General features: G+C 58.9%; 17 protein-coding genes and 1 pseudogene. 11 read left to right on the top strand and 7 right to left on the bottom strand.

Annotated features, from left to right (window positions below; all coding sequences use genetic code 11):
• Positions 1-21: 21 nt before the first annotated feature.
• From JOE34_RS17465 to JOE34_RS17445, 5 genes are all read left to right on the top strand, one after another.
• Positions 22-303: a peptidylprolyl isomerase gene (locus JOE34_RS17465; RefSeq protein ID WP_002553340.1), complete on the top strand. Its 282-nt coding sequence runs from the start codon at positions 22-24 to the stop codon at positions 301-303.
• A gap of 234 nt (positions 304-537) precedes the next feature.
• Entirely contained in the window at positions 538-2,406 is a 1,869-nt protein-coding gene (locus tag JOE34_RS17460) for an extracellular solute-binding protein (RefSeq protein WP_003393956.1), read from the top strand.
• Positions 2,407-3,468, top strand: a complete 1,062-nt coding sequence (locus JOE34_RS17455; protein ID WP_010408276.1) for a microcin C ABC transporter permease YejB — start codon at positions 2,407-2,409, stop codon at positions 3,466-3,468. It begins immediately after the preceding gene.
• Positions 3,468-4,490 (top strand): ABC transporter permease, encoded by a 1,023-nt coding sequence (locus JOE34_RS17450; RefSeq protein WP_003318547.1) that lies wholly within the window; start codon positions 3,468-3,470, stop codon positions 4,488-4,490. The genes JOE34_RS17455 and JOE34_RS17450 overlap by 1 nt, the downstream gene beginning before the upstream one ends.
• Before the next feature lies 1 nt (position 4,491).
• Entirely contained in the window at positions 4,492-6,069 is a 1,578-nt protein-coding gene (locus JOE34_RS17445; protein ID WP_046235233.1) for an ABC transporter ATP-binding protein, read from the top strand.
• 50 nt (positions 6,070-6,119) lie between these two features.
• Here the strand turns inward: JOE34_RS17445 and JOE34_RS17440 are convergent, their stop codons facing one another.
• Positions 6,120-7,289, bottom strand: a complete 1,170-nt coding sequence (locus JOE34_RS17440; RefSeq protein ID WP_010408289.1) for a PilT/PilU family type 4a pilus ATPase — start codon at positions 7,287-7,289, stop codon at positions 6,120-6,122.
• Between the two features lie 123 nt (positions 7,290-7,412).
• Here JOE34_RS17440 and JOE34_RS17435 point away from each other — a divergent pair, with 123 nt between their 5' ends.
• Entirely contained in the window at positions 7,413-7,688 is a 276-nt protein-coding gene (locus JOE34_RS17435) for a peptidylprolyl isomerase (protein WP_002553334.1), read from the top strand.
• Positions 7,689-7,761: 73 nt separating this feature from the next.
• Here JOE34_RS17435 and pgm read toward each other — a convergent pair whose 3' ends face one another.
• The 5 genes from pgm to JOE34_RS17410 all read right to left on the bottom strand — a co-directional run bounded on the left by pgm (position 7,762) and on the right by JOE34_RS17410 (position 16,618).
• Positions 7,762-9,408, bottom strand: coding sequence for a phosphoglucomutase (alpha-D-glucose-1,6-bisphosphate-dependent) (pgm, locus tag JOE34_RS17430; RefSeq protein ID WP_024960802.1), 1,647 nt, complete (start codon positions 9,406-9,408; stop codon positions 7,762-7,764).
• A gap of 163 nt (positions 9,409-9,571) precedes the next feature.
• The gene (locus tag JOE34_RS17425; RefSeq protein ID WP_057445350.1) at positions 9,572-11,899 is read right to left on the bottom strand and encodes an ATP-dependent DNA helicase; all 2,328 of its coding nucleotides are present in this window, start codon (positions 11,897-11,899) and stop codon (positions 9,572-9,574) included.
• Positions 11,900-12,004: 105 nt separating this feature from the next.
• Complete coding sequence (locus JOE34_RS17420; RefSeq protein ID WP_209996251.1) at positions 12,005-13,411, bottom strand: PLP-dependent aminotransferase family protein; 1,407 nt, start codon at positions 13,409-13,411, stop codon at positions 12,005-12,007.
• A gap of 91 nt (positions 13,412-13,502) precedes the next feature.
• Positions 13,503-15,005, bottom strand: coding sequence for a hypothetical protein (locus JOE34_RS17415; RefSeq protein ID WP_209996249.1), 1,503 nt, complete (start codon positions 15,003-15,005; stop codon positions 13,503-13,505).
• 590 nt (positions 15,006-15,595) lie between these two features.
• On the bottom strand, positions 15,596-16,618 hold the full coding sequence (locus JOE34_RS17410) for a zinc-dependent alcohol dehydrogenase family protein (protein ID WP_003393935.1): 1,023 nt from the start codon (positions 16,616-16,618) through the stop codon (positions 15,596-15,598).
• A gap of 310 nt (positions 16,619-16,928) precedes the next feature.
• Here JOE34_RS17410 and JOE34_RS17405 point away from each other — a divergent pair, with 310 nt between their 5' ends.
• The 4 genes and pseudogenes from JOE34_RS17405 (at position 16,929) to JOE34_RS17390 (ending at position 19,510) form a co-directional block, all read left to right on the top strand.
• Positions 16,929-17,843 (top strand): LysR substrate-binding domain-containing protein, encoded by a 915-nt coding sequence (locus JOE34_RS17405; protein ID WP_003347707.1) that lies wholly within the window; start codon positions 16,929-16,931, stop codon positions 17,841-17,843.
• 18 nt (positions 17,844-17,861) lie between these two features.
• A pseudogene (locus tag JOE34_RS17400) lies at positions 17,862-18,122 on the top strand (AAA family ATPase); the annotation flags it as partial.
• Between the two features lie 105 nt (positions 18,123-18,227).
• The gene (locus JOE34_RS17395; protein ID WP_003393924.1) at positions 18,228-18,722 is read left to right on the top strand and encodes a type VI secretion system tube protein Hcp; all 495 of its coding nucleotides are present in this window, start codon (positions 18,228-18,230) and stop codon (positions 18,720-18,722) included.
• A gap of 131 nt (positions 18,723-18,853) precedes the next feature.
• Positions 18,854-19,510, top strand: a complete 657-nt coding sequence (locus JOE34_RS17390) for a DUF4225 domain-containing protein (protein ID WP_209996874.1) — start codon at positions 18,854-18,856, stop codon at positions 19,508-19,510.
• Positions 19,511-19,827: 317 nt separating this feature from the next.
• Here the strand turns inward: JOE34_RS17390 and JOE34_RS17385 are convergent, their stop codons facing one another.
• Complete coding sequence (locus JOE34_RS17385) at positions 19,828-20,772, bottom strand: GlxA family transcriptional regulator (RefSeq protein WP_209996248.1); 945 nt, start codon at positions 20,770-20,772, stop codon at positions 19,828-19,830.
• Between the two features lie 193 nt (positions 20,773-20,965).
• On the opposite strand from JOE34_RS17385, the gene JOE34_RS17380 reads away from it, so the two are divergent.
• Positions 20,966-21,910 (top strand): choline ABC transporter substrate-binding protein, encoded by a 945-nt coding sequence (locus tag JOE34_RS17380; protein ID WP_129430379.1) that lies wholly within the window; start codon positions 20,966-20,968, stop codon positions 21,908-21,910.
• Positions 21,911-21,974: the final 64 nt, after the last annotated feature.

Genomic DNA, 21,974 nt, shown 5'->3' with positions numbered 1-21,974 from the left:
TTTCACAGGAGATTATTCCCCATGGCTAAAGCCACTGCCCGCCACATCCTTGTTTCGAGCGAAGAAAAATGCAACGAACTCAAGGCGCAGATCGAAGGCGGCGCTGATTTCGCTGAAATCGCCAAGGCCAATTCCAGCTGCCCGTCGAGCCGTCAAGGCGGTGACCTGGGTTCGTTCGGTCCAGGCCAGATGGTCAAGGAATTCGACACTGTCGTATTCAGTGCTCCGGTGAACACCGTTCAGGGTCCGGTAAAGACTCAGTTTGGCTATCACCTGCTGGAAGTGACCAGCCGTCAGGACTGATCCTGTCGCACCGGGTGCCAGACGGCTCATCTTCGGATGGGCCGTTTTTGTATGTGGCCGTTTCAACGACACAGTGACCCGGCATGCGCGCAGTGGCTTGGCGAAGCGCCCATTTGTCTGTAGAAGATAGCGCGATGCAGAGGCATGAGCTCTGCCATGATTGTTGTCACCGCTGTACAGCCAGTCGCCTTTAACCCTGACATTCGCTTGCGAACGTCAGTCAGGATTCGAGTCATGCGTTTTGTTTTTTCATCGTTGCTCGCCTTGACGCTGACCTTCGTTGGCGCTGCCCAATCGCTGTCCGCAGCCCCGCAACACGCTCTGACCGTTTACGGCGAAGCGCCACGCTATCCCGCCGACTTCAAGCACTTCGATTACGTGAACCCGGACGCCCCCAAAGGTGGCAGCATGCGGCGCTCGGCCATTGAAATCGGCCAGTTCGATCACCTGATGCCGTTCACCGACAAGGGCATGGGCGTTTCGCAGATCAATGGCATGCTCTACTCCCCACTGGCCACGCGCTCGATGGATGAGCCCTACACCGTCTACGGGCTTGTCGCCGAGAAAATGGAGCGTGGCGCGGATGGCCTCTCCCTGCGCTTTTACCTGAACCCCAAGGCACGTTTCGCGGACGGCACGCCGATTACCGCCAGTGATGTGAAGTACACCTACGAGCTGCTGATGACGCAGGGCAACCTGCAATACCGGACCCAGTTTGAAGCGGTCAAGGGCGTGGAGGTCGAATCGCCTTTGCAGGTCCGCTTCGACTTCAAGCAGAGCGATAACCGCACCCTGCCCCTCGACCTGGCTTCGTTGCCGGTATTCCCCGAGCACTGGTGGAAAACCCGTGACTTTGCCAGCGGTGCCGGCTTTGAGATTCCGCCGGGCAGCGGGCCCTATAGGATCAGCCATGTGGACCCGGGCCGCACCGTCACCTTCGAGCGCGATCCGGACTGGTGGGGCAAGGACCTGCCGGTCAGCAAAGGCCTGTACAACTTCGACAGGTTCAGCATCGAGTACTTCGGCGATACCGATGTTGCACGTACGGTACTCAAAGGCGGCGCCTACGATTACAACCGCGAGTTTTCGGCCACCGGCTATTCAATTCGCTATGACGGCCCGGCGCTCAGCGACGGACGCCTGCAGAAAGCCCAGTTGGCCAGAGGCGCGGTGCAAAGCTCGCAGGGTTTCGTCTTCAACCTGAGCCGCCCCATGTTCCAGGACCGCCGCGTGCGCCAGGCGCTGTCGCTGCTCTGGGACTTCGAATGGACCAACCGGCAGATGATGCGCAACATGTACATCCGCCAGAACAGCTTCTTCTCCAACTCGGAGTTGGCCGCCAGCGAACTGCCCACGCCGGCTGAGCTTAAAATCCTCGAACCATTGCGCGGCAAAGTCCCCGATCAGGTGTTCGACAGCGTGTTCGAGACGCCCAAAACCGATGGCACAGGCTTCATTCGCGACAAGCAGCTGCAAGCGCTGGCCCTCATGAAGGAAGCAGGCTGGACGCCAAAGGGCGATGAGCTGGTGAATGCCCAGGGCGAACCCTTCAGCTTCACCTTTCTCAATGCACAAACAGGCTTCGAGCGAATGCTGCTGCCCTACAAACGCACCCTGGCGCAGATCGGTATCCACTTCGACATTCGCCGCATCGATGCCGCGCAATACCTTAACCGCGTCATGGCCCGCGATTACGACATGATTGTCACCGGCTACCCGGTCTCGACATCGCCCGGTGCCGAGCTGTACAGCAGTTTCGGCTCCAAAGTGGCGATGGACCCTGGCTCGAGTAATTACATGGCGCTGCAAGATCCCGCCGTCGATGCGCTGATTGCCGGCCTGCTCAAGGCCGACAGCAAGCAGACCATGACCGACTACGCCCATTGCCTGGACCGGGTACTGCAGTGGAACTACTACTGGATTCCCAACTATTATCCGCCAGGCTCTTCAACCGTCTGGTGGAACCGGTTCGGCATCCCGAAAATTCAGGCCAGCAACAATGAGGCCATCGAAACATGGTGGGAAATCAGCCCGACACCGCTGACCAATGAGCAATTCGCTGAAAAACGCGGCGCATCAGCCACCGTTTCGGAGATGCAGTGAATGCTGGGTTATATTCTGCGTCGCCTGCTGCTGATCATCCCTACCCTGCTATGCATTCTGCTGGTCAACTTTTTCATCGTGCAGGCCGCTCCGGGTGGGCCTGTGGAGCAGGCCATTGCTCGCCTGCAAGGGATCGGCGGTGCGACCGTGGGCGCCGGTGCCAGCGAGTCCGCCGGTGGCCACTCCAAGGCGTCGCGGGGGCTGGACCCGGCACTGATCAAGCAGATCGAACGCCAATACGGTTTCGACAAACCAATGCACGAACGTCTCTGGCTGATGCTGAAGAATTACGCACGACTGGATTTCGGCAGCAGCTTCTTTCGCGGCGCAACGGTGACCGACCTCATTCTGCAGAAAATGCCGGTGTCGATATCGCTGGGGCTCTGGGCGACATTGCTGACGTACCTGGTGTCGATCCCGCTGGGGATTCGCAAAGCGGTCAAACACGGCAGCCAGTTCGATATCTGGAGCAGCACCGCCATCATCATCGGTTACGCTATGCCAGCCTTTCTGTTCGCCATGCTGCTGGTGGTGGTGTTCTGTGGCGGCACGTCGCTGAACTGGTTTCCGGTACGCGGACTGGTCTCGGACAATTTCGAGCAACTGACCACGATCGGCAAGATCGCTGACTATTTCTGGCACCTGGCGCTGCCGGTCTCGGCGCTGGTCATTGGCGGCTTTGCCACGCTGACCCTGCTGACCAAACATTCCTTTCTCAACGAAATCACCCGCCAATACGTGACCACGGCCCGCGCCAAGGGCATGAGCGAGCGACGGGTGCTGTATGGCCATGTGTTTCGCAACGCCATGTTGCTGGTGGTGTCAGGCATCCCGCAGGCGTTCATCAGCGTGTTCTTTGCCGGTTCGCTGCTGATTGAGGTGATCTTCTCGCTGGATGGCCTGGGCCGCATGAGCTATGAAGCCGCCGTGTCGCGAGACTATCCGGTGGTGTTCGGTTCGCTGTTCATCTTCACCGTGTTCGGCCTGCTGATAAAGCTGATCGGCGATATCTGCTACACGCTGGTCGACCCCAGAATCGACTTCAGCGCGAGGAATGCATGATGCGCAGCCTTTCGCCGCTGGCCCGCCGTCGCCTGGAGCGCTTTCGCAGCAATCGCCGCGGCTGGTGGTCGCTGTGGCTATTCTGCGGACTGTTTGCCCTGACCCTGGGTGGCGAACTGATCGCCAATGACAAACCACTGTTGGTCAGCTATCAGCACTCACTCTATTTCCCGGTGTTCAAGCGTTACACCGAGCAGCAATTCGGCGGCGAGCTGCCCTTCCAGCCCGATTACCGCAGCGACTACGTGCGCACGCTGATCAGCAAAGGGGACGGCTGGATGCTGTTCCCGCCCATCCCGTTCAGTGACGACACGCCCAACTATGATCTGACCACCCCGGCCCCCAGCCCGCCCTCTGCAGAAAACTGGCTCGGCACCGACGACCAGGCGCGCGACGTCATGGCGCGGGTCATCTTCGGCGCCCGGGTGTCGATCCTGTTTGCGCTGGCACTGACCTTTATCAGCGCGTTGATCGGCATCAGCGCCGGGGCGTTGCAGGGCTATTACGGCGGCTGGGTCGACCTGTTCGGCCAGCGTCTGCTGGAGGTCTGGTCGGGCCTGCCGGTGCTGTACCTGCTGATCATCCTGTCAGGCTTCGTCGAACCCGACTTCTGGTGGCTGCTGGGCATCATGGCGCTGTTCTCCTGGCTGACCCTGGTCGATGTGGTGCGCGCCGAGTTTCTGCGCGGCCGCAACCTTGAGTACGTCAAGGCCGCTCGCGCGCTCGGTCTGGGGGATCGAAAAGTGATCCTGCGCCACATCCTGCCCAACGCGATGAATGCGACGTTGAGCTATCTGCCGTTCATTCTTACCGGTGCCATCTCGACCCTCACTGCACTGGATTTTCTGGGCTTCGGCATGCCTGCCGGCAGCGCGTCGCTGGGCGAACTGATCGCCCAGGGCAAGCAGAACCTGCAAGCGCCCTGGCTGGGGCTGACGGCGTTCTTTGCCCTCGCGTTGATCCTGACGCTGCTGGTATTCATAGGCGAGGCGCTACGTGACGCCTTCGACCCGAGGTCCTGACATGTCGGAAAACCTGATCGAAATCCGCGACCTGAGCGTCGCCTTCAACGGGCAGAAAGTGGTCAGCAACCTGAGCCTGGATGTGCACCGTGGCGAGTGTCTGGCACTGGTTGGCGAATCCGGTTCCGGCAAGTCCGTCACCGCCCATTCGATCCTGCAATTGCTGCCCCGCAGCGGCACCCTGACCACAGGCAGCATCACCTACCGGGGTCAACAACTGGTGGGTGCCGACGACCGCACCCTTCGCGAGCTGCGCGGCAACCGGATTGCCATGATTTTCCAGGAACCAATGACCTCGCTGAACCCGCTGCACAGCGTAGCCAGGCAAATCGGCGAGACATTGTTGCTGCATCGCGGCATCAGTGGTCGTGAAGCGCAAAAACGCATTGTCGAGCTGCTGGAGCTGGTAGGCATTCAACAGCCGGAAAAACGCCTGAAAGCCTATCCGCACGAGCTGTCCGGGGGCCAGCGCCAGAGGGTGATGATTGCCATGGCACTGGCCTGCGAGCCGGAGCTGCTGATTGCGGACGAGCCGACCACGGCGCTGGACGTCACGGTGCAACGCAAAATCCTCCTGCTGCTCAAGGAGCTGCAGCAGCGCCTGAACATGTCGCTGCTGTTGATCAGCCATGACTTGAACCTGGTGCACAGCGTCGCTCAGCGCGTCTGCGTAATGCGCGCCGGCGAAATCGTCGAGCAGTCCGATTGCAAGTCGCTGTTCAAATCACCTCAGCATCCCTACAGCCGCCTGCTGCTGGACGCCGAACCTGCCGGCGAGCCGCTGCCACGCGACACCCGGGAAACGGTGCTGCAAGTCGACAACCTGAAGGTCTGGTTTTCCCTGACCGGCGGCATCCTGCGGCGGCACAAGGAATACCTCAAGGCGGTGGATGACATCAGCCTGAGCATCGAGCGCGGCAAAACCCTCGGTATCGTTGGTGAGTCGGGTTCCGGCAAGTCGACACTGGGCCAGGCGATCCTGCGTCTGCTGGAGTCACGCGGCAGCATCCGCTTTCGCGGACAGGCGCTGGACGGCCTCAGTCAGAAACAGATGCGCCCGTGGCGTAAAGAGATGCAAGTGGTCTTTCAGGACCCTTACGGCAGCCTCAGCCCGCGCATGTCAGTGGCGCAGATCATCAGTGAAGGACTGGAGGTGCACAGCCAGTACAACCCGGCGAAATGCGATGCAGAGGTCATTCGGGCGCTGGAAGAAGTCGGCATCGACCCGCAGAGCCGGCACCGCTATCCCCATGAGTTTTCCGGTGGCCAGCGTCAGCGCATCGCCATTGCCCGGGCGCTGGTGCTGAAACCCGCACTGATTCTGCTCGATGAGCCGACATCGGCGCTGGACCGCACCGTGCAGAAACAGGTTGTGGCGCTGTTGCGCGAACTTCAGGAAAAGCATGGCCTGACGTATCTGTTCATCAGCCATGACCTGGCAGTGGTCAAAGCCCTCGCCCACGACGTGATCGTGGTCAAGGACGGCAAAGTCGTCGAGCGTGGCGCCAGTCATGATGTCTTCGAGGCGCCGCAACATCCCTACACGCAGGAATTGCTGGCGGCCGCGCATCCTGAATGATCTGGCCCACAGCGAAGCTTCTGCCCGGAAGGCGTAGGAGCGTCTCCGATTTACGCCTGCGGACCCGGCGCGTCATCATCGACCAGCCCCCACTCGGCGGTGCTTGCCGTACTGCTGCCGGTCGGGGCCGGCGGCGGTGTGGTCAGGGTCCCGGCGCCGCCTTCACTGTGCAGTTTGAGGCGCAGGCGCACGTTGTTTTGCGAGTCGGCGTTCTTGAGGGCTTCTTCTTCGCTGATTGCACCCTCAACGGCCAGATTGAATAGCGCCGTGTCGAACGTCTGCATACCGAGGCTGCCGGACTTCTCCATGATGCCCTTGAGTTCGGTCAGTTCATTGCGCTGAATCAGGTCGCGAATGGTCGGCGTGCCCATCATCACTTCCACCGCCGCACGACGCTTGCCATCCGGGGTTCTGACCAGTCGCTGGGAGACGAATGCCTTGAGGTTGTTGCCCAGGTCATGCAGCAACTGCGCGCGACGCTCTTCCGGGAAGAAATTGATGATCCGGTCCAGCGCCTGGTTGGCGTTGTTGGCGTGCAGTGTCGAGATCGCCAGGTGGCCGGTGTCGGCAAACGCCAGCGCATGCTCCATGGTCTCGCGATCGCGAATCTCGCCGATCAGAATCACATCCGGCGCCTGGCGCAGGGTGTTCTTCAGTGCCGCATGGAAGCTGCGGGTATCGACCCCGACTTCGCGCTGATTGACGATCGATTTCTTGTGGCGATGGATGAACTCCACCGGGTCTTCAATGGTGATGATATGGCCACTGGCGTTGCGGTTACGGTAGTCGATCAGCGCCGCTAAAGAGGTCGATTTCCCGGAACCGGTGGCCCCGACAAACAACACCAGACCGCGCTTCTCCATGATCACGTCGAGCAGCACGGGCGGCAGGAACAGGTCTTCGAAACGCGGGATGTCCAGCTTGATATTCCGCGCGACGATGGACACCTCGTTGCGCTGCATGAAGATATTGATCCGGAACCGGCCGATGCCCGCCATAGAAACGGCGAGGTTCATCTCCAGTTCGCGCTGAAACTCGAGCTTCTGCTCCTCGTCCATAAGCCCCTGGGCAATGACTGCGACCTCCCCCGGCTTGAAGGTTTCGCTGCCCAGTGGCTTGAGCACACCGTTGAACTTGGCGCACGGTGGTGCTCCGGTGGAGAGGTACAGGTCCGATCCGTCCTGACTGGCCAGAATCTTCAACAGCGCCGGAAAATCCATAATCAATACCGTACAAAATGAAGTAAAAAGACCACGGCCGTCAGGACGGCACGCGTGACGTGCGGGCGTCGCTCAGCAAGAGCAGGCATAATGGCAGCCTTTTGCAGCAGGTGATATTGCGACATGAAAGCCCAAGCCCGCCATATTCTGGTGAAGACCGCCGAAGAGGCCGAACAGCTCAAGCTGCGCATTGCCAAGGGTGAGGCATTTGACGTGCTGGCTAAAAAGCATTCTAGCTGCCCGTCCGGCAAACGTGGCGGCGATCTGGGCGAAGTCAGGCCTGGGCAAATGGTCGGTGCCATCGATCAGGTGATCTTTAAAAAGCCGTTGCGCGTCGTGCATGGGCCAATCAAAAGTAAATTCGGCTATCACCTGGTGCAGGTGTTCTATCGCGACTGAAGCACAGTTCAAAAACTGAAAAACCCCGAACCGAAGCGGTTCGAGGTTTTTCGGGCATTGACCAGCGCGGTCATCAGTTCGGCGAAATGGCGCCGTCTACCAGCACTTGAGCTTCTGCCACCAGACGCTTGAGGTGATCTTCGCTGACAAAGCTCTCGGCGTAGATCTTGTAGATGTCCTCGGTGCCTGAAGGGCGCGCCGCAAACCAGCCATTTTCGGTCATGACCTTCACACCACCGAACGCCTGATCGTTGCCCGGCGCGTTGCTCAGCACCTGCTGAATAGGCTCGCCCGCCAGTTCAGTGGAAGTCACCTGCTCCGGCGACAGCTTGCTCAGCAGTGCCTTCTGTTGCGGGTTGGCCTTGGCATCGACGCGGGTCGAGAACGGCTCGCCCAGCTGTTCGGTCATGGTCTTGTAGATCTGGCTTGGATCGCGACCGGTGCGCGCGGTCATTTCCGCAGCCAGCAAGGCCGGAATCAGACCATCCTTGTCGGTGGTCCAGACCGTACCGTCGCGGCGCAGGAACGAGGCGCCGGCACTTTCTTCACCGCCAAAACCCAGCGAGCCTTCAAACAGGCCTTGCGCGAAATACTTGAAGCCGACCGGCACTTCATAAAGGCGACGGCCCAGGCGCTTGGCCACACGATCAATCATGCCGCTGCTGACCACGGTCTTGCCGACCGCTGCATCGGCACGCCACTCAGGACGATTCTGAAACAGATAGTCGATAGACACGGCGAGGTAGCTGTTGGGCGTCATCAGTCCGCCAGACGGGGTCACGATGCCATGACGGTCGTGATCCGGATCGCAGGCAAATGCAACCTGATAGCGGTCCTTGAGACCGATCAGGCTTTGCATGGCGTGGCTGGAGGACGGGTCCATGCGAATCTGGCCATCCCAGTCGACGGTCATGAAACGAAACGTAGGGTCGACAAATTTATTGACCACATCCAGATTCAGGCCGTAATGCTCGCCAATCGCCGACCAGTAATTCACTCCGGCGCCACCCAGCGGGTCGACACCAAGACGCAGGCCCGAGTTGCGAATGGCGTCCATGTCGATCACGTTTTTCAGGTCGGCCACGTAGGTGTTGATGTAATCATGGCGGTGCGTGGTATCGGCACGCAGCGCTTTTTCATGGCTGATGCGTGAAACGCCAGTGACTTTCTCGGCCAGCAGTTCGTTGGCCTTGTTCTCGATCCACTTGGTGACATCACTGTCGGCCGGGCCGCCATTGGGCGGGTTGTACTTGAAGCCACCGCTTTGCGGCGGGTTGTGCGACGGCGTAATGACGATGCCGTCCGCCAGCCCGGAAGTACGACCGCGGTTGTAGCAGATGATCGCGTGGGAAACCGCAGGCGTCGGGGTGTATTCGTCACCTTGCGAAATCATCACCTGCACGCCATTGGCGGCCAGCACTTCAAGCGCAGTGGCCGCGGCCGGGGTCGACAGCGCGTGGGTATCGGCCCCCAGAAACAAGGGGCCGTCGATGCCGTTGGCCTTGCGGTACAGGCAGATCGCCTGACTGATAGCCAGCACGTGCCATTCGTTGAAACCCAGGTCAAACGATGTGCCGCGGTGCCCGGAAGTGCCGAACGCAACACGTTGAGTGGGCACCGATGCATCGGGCTGGCCGGTGTAGTAAGCCGTGACCAGTCTCGGAATATCGACCAGTAACTGCGCAGGTGCCAGCTTGCCGGCGAAAGGACTGAGACTCATACAACCTCCACGAAGAAATGAAATACGGAGAAAAAATAAAGACTTGCTGTAGCTGCCAAGATGATCGATGCCGCAGTTTACTGGCAGTTCGACAGCGCTGCTTGAGTATTGATCCCCTGCATTTGCCTCTGCTTCAGCTCAATCGCCAAAACGGCAACCGAACTCAGGCCATCGACGTTTCGGGCCGCCACCACGCTGGAAACAACTGCTTCACCTTGTGCTCGGCAAAACGGTCATCGATGAGCATGACCACACCGCTGTCACTTTGGCTGCGAATAACCCGTCCGGCTGCCTGTATCACCTTCTGCACGCCAGGGTAAAGGTAGGTGTAGTCGTAACCGGCACCGAACAGCGCGGCCATACGCTGCTTGAACTGTTCGTTGACCGGATTGAGCTGAGGCAGGCCCAGGGTAGCGATGAACGCGCCGATCAGGCGTGCGCCCGGCAAGTCGATGCCTTCACCGAACGCGCCGCCCAGCACTGCAAAACCGATGCCCTGACTGCTCAGGGTGAACCTGTCGAGAAATGCGTGGCGCTCACTCTCGGCCATCCCCCGTGCCTGCTGCCAAAGGCTGATGTGCGGGTGAGTGAGCGCCATCAGCTCGGCGACCTGTTGCAGGTAATCGAAACTGCTGAAGAACGCCAGGTAATTGCCCGGCCGCGTGTCGAACTGCTCGGCCATCAGTTCGACAATCGGCGCCAGCGAAGCCTGACGATGGGTAAAGCGCGTGGAAATGCGACTGACGATGCGCACGTCGAGCTGATCGTGATGAAACGGCGATTCCACGTCGATCCATGCCGTGTTGGCAGGCAATCCCAGCAGGTCCGCGTAATAGTGGCGCGGGTTGAGCGTTGCGGAAAACAGTACCGTGCTGCGCGCAGCGCTCAGGCGCGGGCGGATGAAACGCGCGGGAACGACGTTGCGCAGGCTGAGGCGCGACAGAATGCGCTTGCCGCCCGCCTCGCGCCGAGTGATGTCGAAAATGAAATGCTCATCGAACAGCTCGGCGATGCGCGCAAAGCCGATCGCTTCCAGGTAGAACCCCTGTAACGTGCCATCCACGGCCTGCGGGTGCTCGTTGAAATGATCACCGATGGTCGAGATGCACTGGTTGAGGCTGCCGATGAATTTTTCCGGTGCCGCCGAGTACGCCTGATAGGCGCCGGGCTGTACCTTGTGCAGCGCATTCCATTGGCGATCCAGACGCTGCAAGGCTTTCTTCACAGGTTCGGGCGCTGTCTGAATCAAGGCTTTCAGCTGGCTCTGATCAAGGCTGGCGCTGTACATCTGGCGTGCCCGCTCGACCATGTTGTGGGCTTCATCGACCAGCACCGCAACGCGCCACTGATTGAGCTGACCGAGGCCGAACAGCAGCGCGCTCAGGTCGAAGTAATAGTTGTAGTCCGCGATGACCACGTCAGCCCAGCGCGCCAGTTCCTGGCTCAAATAATACGGGCAGACCTGATGCTGCAAGGCCACATCGCGTACGCCCGCCTGATTCAGCCACGGCGAGGTCAGCGCCGCCGAGCGAGCGGCTGGCAGACGATCATAAAAGCCGCTGGCCAGCGGACAGGAATCACCGTTACAGGCCTTGTCCGGATGCTCGCAGGCCTTGTCGCGCGCCACCAGCTCGAGGACCCGCAGCTTCAGCTCCGGCGCGCTGTGATTGATGACTTTCAGCGCATCCAGTGCCAGTCGACGCCCCGGCGTCTTGGCGGTGAGAAAGAAAATCTTGTCGAGCTTCTGGCCGGGCGCGGCCTTGAGCAAGGGAAACAGCGTGCCCACCGTCTTGCCGATACCGGTCGGCGCCTGAGCCATCAGGCAACAGCCGGTACTGACGGCCTTGTACACCGACTCGGCCAGCACCCGCTGCCCGGTACGGAAAGACGCGTGGGGAAATTTCAGGCGGCCAAGCGTTGCGTGCAGCGCCTGCGTATGCGCCAGCTCCTGCTGCGCCCAGCCGAGGAATATCGTGCACTGTCGTTCAAAAAACGCTTGCAGCGCGGCCGCACTGAACGGCTCGCGAATCAGGGTTTCCTGCTCGCTGACAATGTTGAAATACACCAGCGCCAGCGTCACGCTCTCAAGCTGCAGGCGCTGGCAAAGCAGCCAGCCGTAGACCTTCACCTGCGCCCAGTGCAACTGACGGTGGTTGGCCGGCATCGCGTCGAGTTCACCGCGATAGGTCTTCACCTCTTCCAGTTGATTGCGACTGGCGTCATAGCCGTCCGCCCTGCCCCTTACCGTCAGCTCGCGATAATCGCCACTCAACGACAGTTCGGCCTGGTAATCGGCACCGCGCCGCGTGGCGACCGTGCGATGCCCGGCAATGCCTTCCTGTGCCGTGGGTGACGGCGTGAAGCGCAGGTCGAGGTCGCCGACCTTGGCAGTGAACTCACACAACGCGCGCACGGCCACGACATAACGTGCAGGCGGCTCGCTGGCGAGGACAGGCTCGGGATCAGGGTTTACGGGGGCGTTCGGGGTCACTGCGCTGGGGAGCCGTTGGTTGTGAATACTGGACAGGCGTCCAGTTAACAACCTTGAAACACGTCTGGCAAACAGAAATGGATCGACGGCCTGCCATGTCGACGTCTATGGCAGACGAGCCTGGCTCACCGCCTCTCCCAGCGCACCCAGCAGCCTGGCGGGTTCACGGGTCCAGTCAGTGGCATAACTGACCCACAGATGTTGCGAGTAGCGGTTCTGCAAAGTGAACAGCTCGCCGGGGCTGACGACGATCGATTGGGCCAGCAACGCAATGAAGACCTGGCGCATGTCCACGGGGTACGCACTCTCGGCCCACACGCCGCAGCCGCCCTCGGGCAACTGATAACGCAGCGCCCCGCCGGTGTGTTCATCCAATTGCCGGGTCATCGACTGCATGCGTCTGCCCAGCGTCTCTCGCAACGCCAGCAACTGCCTGTCCAGACGCCCGCTGCTGCATAACCTGGCGATGGCCCTTTGCCGAAGCGGCGGCAGTTCGAATGCTCGCAGGCAGAAATACTGCTGCCATCGCGTATCCAGGCTCTTGCACAGCAGGTAAGCATAGGGCGCTTCAGGCCCCATGCTCTTCTCGAATCCGCCGATGATCACTAGCCGCTGCGGGTCGATCCAGTGGCGCAGCGGAGCTTGCCCGCCAACAAACTGCAGCCCGGTGTGACTGTCGTTTTCCAGCACCCAGACCTGATGACGATTGAGCACTTCGGCGACAGCCTGGCTGTTGTTCTGCGGACGCACGCTGCCTCGCACCGGGTTCAGCAACGAGGGCAACACGACAAGCCCTATGTCATGGCCGCGCAGCAGACCGTCGAGCCGGGCCGCATCAAGGCTGCCGGTCTCGTCCAGCGGCAGTTCGATAACCCGGATATCAAATGATTGCAGCAGGCGCAGCACCCCCCAGGCACAGGGCGACTCCACCAGTACAGTGCCGCCGCGCAGCCGCAGCGTGCCGAGCACCGCCTTGAGTGCGCCGTGAAAGTCAGCGGCGACATAGACATTGTCAGCGTGCCAGCAATGCGCTGCATCGCGGGTGTAACGGGCGGCCAACGCAGTGCGAAGTTCCGGCTCGCCGAATGGCTGAAAAACCGGGTCCCGCTGACGCGGGTAATGCCTGCCCAGCTCGCGTTCCATTGCTGGCAGCGGACTGTCCTGGACGTGCAAAAGCGCCGGCTCATCGCAGCCCAGCAACACCATGCCGGGACACCGGGCGTTGTCGTACAGGGCCTGCAAAAGATCGCCGTCTGCGTCCGGCACTACGTGTCCCTGCGCACTCAAGCTGCGCGCTACCGAGTAATAACCCGATTTTGGCAGCGAATAGACGCGCCCTTCCTTTTCCAGCAATGAATAGGCGCTTTGCACCGTCGATATCGATACGTTCAGTCGCTGGGCCAGCTGTCGCAGTGACGGCATTTTCAGCGCCGGCTCGCCCTGCTGCTGGTCAACCAGACGCACCAGGTAGCGGTAGACCGCCTGATAGGCGAAATCCGTGTTGTTTTTCATGCAGGTACCCGCCGCTCAACCAGAACAGGCTTCAGAACATTGCTGCATGACCGACGCCGTTTGCAGGCAGCAGCCATGCCTAGCAACCGGATCAGCGTCCCGAGAGCATCTCGGCCACTGCCTGACCCGTCGCAGGGTCGACGGTCATGATCCGGCGCTTGTCGGGGTCGGCAGCGCGGATTCTGGCAATGATTGACTGCGGGTCGTCGAAGTTCACCCGCTGCTTGCCGTAGAGGTTGTGCAATGACTTGAGGCTCAAACCGCTGATATCCACCAGCCACTGCATGACCTGGTCCGGCGCCGTCGAACCCGACAGCGCCTTGTGCAGATCCGGCAGCGCCACCAGCATCCCTGAGTGGCAACTGCGCAGAAACGACTCCAGGCCATGGCCATGATCCACGAACGGCGAAAACAGCATGCACACCAGTTGAGTCTCGTTCAGGCCGAAGCCCTCCTGAGCGAAGCTCGATGCCAGCTCGCGGCGCGCCTCGATGCGCGCCCGACCGGCATAAGCGCTGAGCGTCTGGTCGATCAATCGCGGCGGCATCTGCTTTCTGCGCATCAGTGACGTCGCCAGTTCAAGGTATTCGGCGATCCCGTCGGCATAAGTACGCGCTTGCAGGTACTGCGCCGTCAGCCCGCGCATGTGAGCCATCAACAAAGGGTTGGCGCAATCCGATTCACTGAAACTGAACGACAGATCATCGAAGCGGAAATCGAGGAATTCGGTCAGCAGGTTCCAGTGCTCGTCCGCCTTGCAACTGACCAGATCGGCAATAGTGATGAACGCCGGCGTGCTGCTTTTTTCAGGCAGCACCATGGCTCGGCTTGCCGGCGGGCTGTCATCGTCCTCGCCGTACAGCTCGTGATAATAGGCCTGGCCAATCGTATCGATGACCTTGAGCACGCTGGCCAGCGTCTGCTTGCCCCAACTGCCCGAGTATTGCCCGGTACGCTGAGCCAGACGCATGATCCAGGTCGCGTACTGACGCTGCTCTCTGCGCGAGTCGCCACTGACCACCGCATCGACACCGCTGCCCCAGCTCAGGGCGCGCCCCAGAAACTCCGCCAGCCCGAGGTAGCAGGTGTTGCAAAACGTAGTGCGGGCGTCGCCTGCGGACAGGTGTCCACCCAGCAGCATGTCCAGCCGATTCTGCTCACGCCCCGCACTGGAAAAAGGCAGGTCCGGCTCGAAGGCCTGGGTGTACTGATTGTCGATCACCAGCATCTCGACACGCGGGTCGTCATACAGAAACAACGCTGAATAGGTGCGGTTGATGTTATCCATCACCGCAGGGGTCATGCCCGCGTGACGCCGATTGGCAACCCGCAGGTTGAACGTGGCGGGCGAGCGGCAGGCAATGCTCAACTGGGCAGCGCGCAAAAAGGCAAGCGTGTAGGCACTGTCCTTGCCACCGCCGAAAGCCACCAGCACCTTGAAGCCGGCAATCCGCTCGATGCCGCCAGCCGCAACAATCAGACGCTGGATCAACAACTGCAGCGCGGTGCGCTCTGCACGCGAGAAGTACCCCAACAAGCGTTGCAGCACTTGCTGGTAGACATAATTCATTGCCTGTTCGTGAATAGAACTCATTGTGTGCCACCTGCCTGTCGCTCAAGACATGATACGGTGCAGACAGAACATTGAACATCAAGCTGACAACCAAACTTATAGTCGCGCATGACTCATTCCCTGAGTGGTAATTACCGACGCATTATCAGCATCTTTGAAACAATTACAATAGACAGTTTGCGTTGAAAAACAGTGCAGTCCTGGGCACACTTTCAACTGATTAAACACACTGTTTAATGTGTATCATTGAACGCAGGCGACAAACGATTTTTTTCAACTTAACAGCCTGCAACCCCAACAGCCAGGCCGCTCAGGCTTTACCACAAGCGGCCGAGCACCCGTCGCTGTTAATATTTCATTCTGCCTCGTAGGAAATGATATTTATAATATCACCTTCACTGACAGAACTCATACACTCAAATAAACAATCCTGCCGACCCTGTTGTCGATTTTATTTTCACCCTTCATTCAAGGTTATGCACTTCTCGGCAAGCTGACAGGTGCGTCATTGACGTCGTTTAATATGTGGCGTCTCTTTTGCAATATGGAATGAAAAAAGCCTTCCGATCGGAAGGCTTTTCAATAACGAGCGCTGACCAGGAGGTGATGAATCAGACCGCCTCGACTTCCAGCACCGCACGCCCGCCAATCGGGCAGACATCCATGTAACGGTGCGCCTGCACTACCTGGTCGAACGGAAAGCTGCGCGTCTGCAATGGCATCAGCACCTTGTCACGGGTCATCTGGTTGATGTCCTGCAAGGCACGCTGCAGCGCTTCTTTATCCTGGGTAATGCCCAGCTCGGGCTTGCCGGTGAAATTGCCCAGGCAGTGCACGTAGAACTGAATATTCTTCTGGAACGCGGCACAGGCCGGGAACGGCGTCTGATTACCGCCCTGCAGGCCATACAGCACCAGACTGCCACGTGGCGCAAGCACATCGCCCATGATCGACATCTGCGGACCGCCAAGGCCATCGAACACGGCATCGACACCACGGTTGTCGGTGTACTTGTTGATCGCCATCAACAAGTCCTGTTCTTCGGTGACTACCACTTTTTCAGCGCCCAGTGACAGCAGATACTCACGAGCATCCTCGGTCTTGGTCGCGGCGATAACCCGAGCCCCCAGCGCCTTGCCCAACTGCACGAATGCAGGGCCGGAGCAGTGGCTGGCGTCGGTGACCAGTACGGTTTGACCGGACTTGATACGCGCCAGATCAACGTATGCAAAGTAAGCCACCAGATACGGCGTGTAATGCACGCTGGCCTGGACCGGCGTCAGCGCATCCGGATAGCGGGTCAGCGCCCCGCGCGGCATGACGATAGATTCGCCGTAGACCGGGTGCTGGTTGGCATCGGCCGCAGGAAAACTGGCGACATTGTCGCCCACTTGCAGATCATCCACACCGTCGCCCAGCGCGGTAACCACGCCAGCCATCTCATAACCCAGACCAGCAGGCAGCCGGGCTTGGGTAGACGCGAGATTTTGCCGCCAAAGAACGTCGTACCAGCTGACACCGATGGCCTGAACACGCACCTGTACCTCGCCGGTGACAGGCGACGCGACAGGATGCTCTTCGACTTTGAGCACCTCGGCCGGGCCAAACTGGTGAAAACGGATCGTGCGGGACATTTAGAACCTCGCCTGGTGAACCTTGATGCCACAAACTTTATCCGGGCATTGCCGGCAACACCATCGGTGGCTATTAATAGTCGACATGCCTGTCATCGATTGTGTCCTGTGCGCTGCACGGCGCAGCCAGACAGCGTCTGGGCGTCGATGCGCGTAATGGCCGCCATTGTTCGCATGTCGACGAAACATTGCAAGCCGTGTGGACATTCAGTAACCCCCACAGTAATTTTCGCTGCGCCCGACCCGCATTTGCTCGTACTATCGCACCCTGCTCACGTCCTCAACCGACAAATGGCCCGAGATATTCCGCATGAACCGCAACGACCTGCGTCGCGTCGACCTCAATTTGCTCATCGTTTTCGAGACCCTGATGCATGAGCGCAGCGTCACGCGTGCGGCGGAAAAGCTGTTTCTCGGTCAGCCGGCAATCAGCGCTGCGCTGTCGCGGCTACGCGGCCTGTTCGATGATCCACTGTTCGTGCGCACCGGGCGCAGCATGGAGCCCACCGCCCGAGCGACGGAAATCTTCGCTCTGCTCTCCCCAGCGCTCGACTCCATCTCGACAGCGGTCAGCCGCGCCTCGGAGTTCGACCCGGCGACCAGTACCTCGGTCTTCCGCATCGGCCTGTCCGATGACGTCGAGTTCGCACTGTTGCCCACCCTGCTCAAGCGTCTACGCTCCGAAGCGCCGGGCATTGTGCTGGTGGTCAGACGAGTCAATTACATCCTCATGCCGCCCCTGCTCGCCTCCGGAGAGATTTCCGTCGGCGTCAGCTACACACAAGACCTGCCCGCCAACGCCAAGCGCAAGGTCTTGCGCAGGAGCAAGCCGCAACTGCTGCGCGCCGACTCGATACCCGGCCCGTTGAGCCTCGACGACTTCTGCGCCCGCCCCCATGCACTGGTCTCCTTCGCCGGCGACCTGAGCGGCTTCATCGACGAACACCTGGAAAAACTCGACCGCAAACGCCACGTCGTCCTCGCCGTGCCCCAGTTCAACGGCCTGGCCACATTGCTCACTGGCACCGACATCATCGCCACAGTGCCCGATTATGCGGCGCAAGTGCTGACCGCAGCAGGAGGCGTGCGCTCTGAAGACCTGCCGATTGAAACCCGAACGTTCGAACTGCACATGGCCTGGCGCGGCGCGCAGGATAATGATCCGGGGGAGCGTTGGTTGAGGTCGCGGATTCAGATGTTTTTTGGGGATCCGGATAGTCTTTAGGTTTCGTTGGGAGGCTGTGGTGATGGCGCCATTGCCTTGCACAATCCTTAGGGCATTCCTCTGCTATCACTCGGCACGGGATCGTCTCGCTTGCTGGTAGCGGGCCTTCAACGCCAGGTAGCACAGGCAGCCTCCATAGCATTGGTAGATGAGGTGGAGCATGGCCTGGAACCTCATCGTTTGATTCGTTTCATGGACTCCCTGGGCACCAAGAACACACCGGAAACCCTCCAGGTTTTCCTGACCACCCACTCGCCTGTTGCCCTACGAGAACTGTCAGACGCCAACGGAAGGTGATTGTGCATTCTGCAGTGGTACTAATTCTACAGAAATACTAAAATGCGACTGATTTTTTCATTTTGTTTTTGAAGAACAGGGAGTTCTATGTCTTTTGATGCGTTTATGAAGGTTGATGGTGTTGAGGGCGAGTCTCTTGACGATGGGCACAAAGGTTGGGTCGAGTTGCTTTCCTACCACTACAACGCCATGCAGTCCATCAGTCAGACAGCCAGCTCGAATGGGGGAGCTACTGCTGGAGGGGTTTCCCTTGGCGATTTCCAGATCAGCAAATATGTGGATAGAGCCACCCCGAAGCTATTTGAGCTTTGCTGTAGGGGTTCACATATCAAAAATGTGACCATTCGAATCCATCGTGCGGGAACTGAAAAGTTCAAGTATCTAGACATCGTACTTGAAGAAGTTCTGATCTCATTAGTAAGTGGTCAAGGTGCCGACCAGTCAGGCTTCCCCATAGAAGTAGTAAACCTGAATTACGGCCGCATTAAATTTGAATACTCACAACAACGTCGCGCCGATGGTGGTAGTGCCGGTATCGTTTCTGGTGGCTGGGACAGGACTGCGAATAAGCCATTTGCGTAAGCGAATGGATTGAGTACCAACAAATAAAACTGAAAATTAATCTCAAGGGTAGATGTATGACTAACCGCACATACATCACCTGGCGGGAGTGAAGAATGAAACCAACAGACGAAAACAGCACAAACTATTTGATGGTCAGTGCCGCCGCTAAAAACCTAGGGGAGCAAGCCTGTACATTAGGCATCAAGCATATTAAAAACGGCACACTGCGCTTGCAGTTCAACCGTGAAGTCGCCTATTACGCTAAAAGTATTGTTAATGATATCTCTGAAGGTAAAAAAAGTCCTGAGCAGGGCCTAAAAGAACTAAAAGATGAACAAAATAGCTTGTTTACTCAGTCATGGGAGGTTGCCAAAAAAGGCCTTGGCGCAGTCGCCGGAGCAATGCAATTCGTAGCGGGCGCGGGCATTTGCTATGGCTCTGTAGGTACGCTGTGCCTCGTTGCCGGTGTACCAATTATGGCTCATGGTGCAAATAACGTTTATGAAAACGGGCGCAACCTTTGGGAGGGGCGCAGTGACACAGAAGGCCCAGTAAGAAAGGGGTACCAAGCAGCAGCGAAAGCAGTTGGTTACGGAGCACAAGAAGGAAATATGGCCTACGGGTCAGCCGACCTTGCGATGTCTGTATATGGTGTCACTAAGCTGGTTCTAAAACCAGACTCTTGGCGCCTATTTAGATACATTAGAACTGATTATGTTCGTGCATATAGAAACACCTCAATACCTGTATTGGTCATAGATAGGGCCGCCGACGCTATCACCGTAGACGGAATGCAAAAACAGTGAACCGACAAAAAGCTGGACGATTTTTTTCAAACGCAAGAGTTTATCTATTTGCGATTGCGTGCGCGGCTTTTCATTCAGTATGGATATTGCTTCTACTTAGTTACTTTTTTGATCTTAGCGTCTTTGCGGCTAGATTTGTAGCAACACTACTTTTTATTATAATTTCTTTTTTTTGCATTAAATTATTCCATGGAAAAATAAACAGACTTTGATTTATATAGTCTGCAATATACAGTTTTTCTTAATTAATCAGAGACTCAATAATGAGTCGATCAGTATACCGATTACGTACGCCCGCCCACGTCCAATACTAAAGTTCAAACCCCCTCCCGCCGCCGATCCTCCCTCGGGCATTTCGTAAACCGTGCTCGATAGCTGCGGGTGAAATACGACGGCGATTCGAACCCGCAGGCGATGCTTACTTCCAGCACACTCAGACCGCTTTGCCGCAGCAGTTGCCGGGCTTTCTCCAGGCGCAGGCCCAGATAGAAGTTGCTCGGCGTGTCGTTCAGGTGCAGGCGAAACAAGCGTTCCAGCTGGCGCCGGGTGACGTTGATCGCTTCGGCAAGGGCCAGCGTGCTGAGGGGGCGTTCGGTTTGCTGTTCCATCTCTCCGATCACGTGCACCAACTTCTTGTTGGCGATGCCATAGCGCGTAGCGATCTGCATGCGTTGGTGGTCCTTGCGCGTGCGGATGCGGCCCAGTACGAATTGTTCGGACACCTGAATCGCCAACTCGGGGCCGTGCGCCTGGGCGATCAGGTCGAGCATCAGGTCGATGGAGGCCGTGCCGCCTGCGCAGGTGATGCGGCGGCGGTCGATCTCGAACAGTTCCTGGGTCACGGTGAGCTGTGGGTAGGACTCCTTGAACGCTTCAATGGCTTCCCAATGCAGGGTCAGGCGATGGCCATCGAGCAAGCCGGTTTCAGCGAGCACGCAGGCGCCAGTGTCGATAGCGCCCAGGGTCACGCCTTCATGATCAAGGCGACGCAGCCATTGCTGCAGTGACGGCGTGGCGAACTGCAGCGGTTCAAAGCCAGCCACTACCAGCAGGGTCGCGCCTTTTTTCAGCGACTCAAGCGCCGCGTCGGCGTTGACCGACATGCCGTTGCTCGCCTGTACCGCGCCGCCATCGGCGCTCAGGAAGTGCCAGCGGTACAGCTCGCCACCAAAGCGGTTGGCCACCCGCAAGGGCTCCAGCGCGGAGATAAAGCCGATGGCCGAGAACCCCGGCATCAGCAAAAAATAGAAATCCTGGGCCATGGTAACGCTCTCCTCGGACCTGCAGCGTGGCACGTTGATACTCCCGTTCATGGGCGCATTCAAGGGGCAGGTCGCCGCAGTGCAAAAGCGGGTCGCTGCAGTGCGTTTGGCCGCCCTCCAGGCAGGGTAATTTGTTTCCACGGTGCACAAAGACGCCGACACCCCACAATAACGATCTGCCGAGGGCCCCACCATGAACCGACTGATTAGTTGCAGCGTGCTTGCACTCAGCGCCAGCGCTCTCTTGAGCAGCAATGTAATGGCGGCTGATGCCGCTTCATGCCAGAACGTGCGCATGGGTGTGGTGAACTGGACCGACGTGATCGCAACCAGCGCCATGACCCAAGCGTTGCTCGACGGCCTGGGTTACAAGACCAAACAGACCAGCGCTTCTCAGCAGATCATTTTCGCCGGCATCCGTGACCAGCGCCTGGATCTCTTTCTGGGTTACTGGAACCCGTTGATGACCCAGACCATTACGCCGTTTGTCGAGGCCCGGAAGGTCAAAGTGCTCGACAAACCGAGCCTGGAAGACGCTCGCGCCACCCTCGCCGTGCCGACTTACCTGGCGGACAAGGGCCTGAAGTCCTTTGCCGATATCGCCAGGTTCGAGAAGGAACTGGGCGGCAAAATCTACGGCATTGAGCCTGGTTCAGGCGCCAATACCCAGATCAAGGCGATGATCGCCAAAAACCAGTTCGGCCTGGGCAAATTCCAGTTGGTGGAGTCCAGCGAAGCCGGCATGCTCGCCGCCGTGGACCGTGCCGTACGCCGCAAGGAAGCCGTGGTGTTTTTCGGCTGGACGCCGCACCCGATGAACGTCAACGTGGCGATGACTTACCTCAACGGCAGCGACGACGCCCTGGGCCCGAACGAGGGCATGGCCACTGTGTGGACGGTCACTTCGCCGACTTATGCCGAACAGTGCCCCAACGTGCACAAATTGCTGACTAACCTGACATTCACCGCCGCCGACGAGAGCCGGATGATGCAGCCGTTACTGGATCACAAGGATGCTCTCGAGTCCGCCAGACAATGGCTCAAAGACCATCCGCAAGACCAGGCGCGCTGGCTTGAAGGCGTCACCACCTTCGACGGCAAACCGGCTGCGGCAAACCTTCAATTGAGCAGCCAATAACCTGATTTTGAACGGCCGTTTCGCGATCCTCCAGGGTCGCGAACGGCGTCATCACGCCTGTAAG

Origin of the sequence: Pseudomonas sp. PvP028, from assembly GCF_017832255.1 — a bacterium.
Taxonomy (GTDB): domain Bacteria; phylum Pseudomonadota; class Gammaproteobacteria; order Pseudomonadales; family Pseudomonadaceae; genus Aquipseudomonas; species Aquipseudomonas syringae.
Note: the sequence above shows the minus strand (reverse complement) of the source record. Positions and strands in the feature narration are given on the sequence as shown.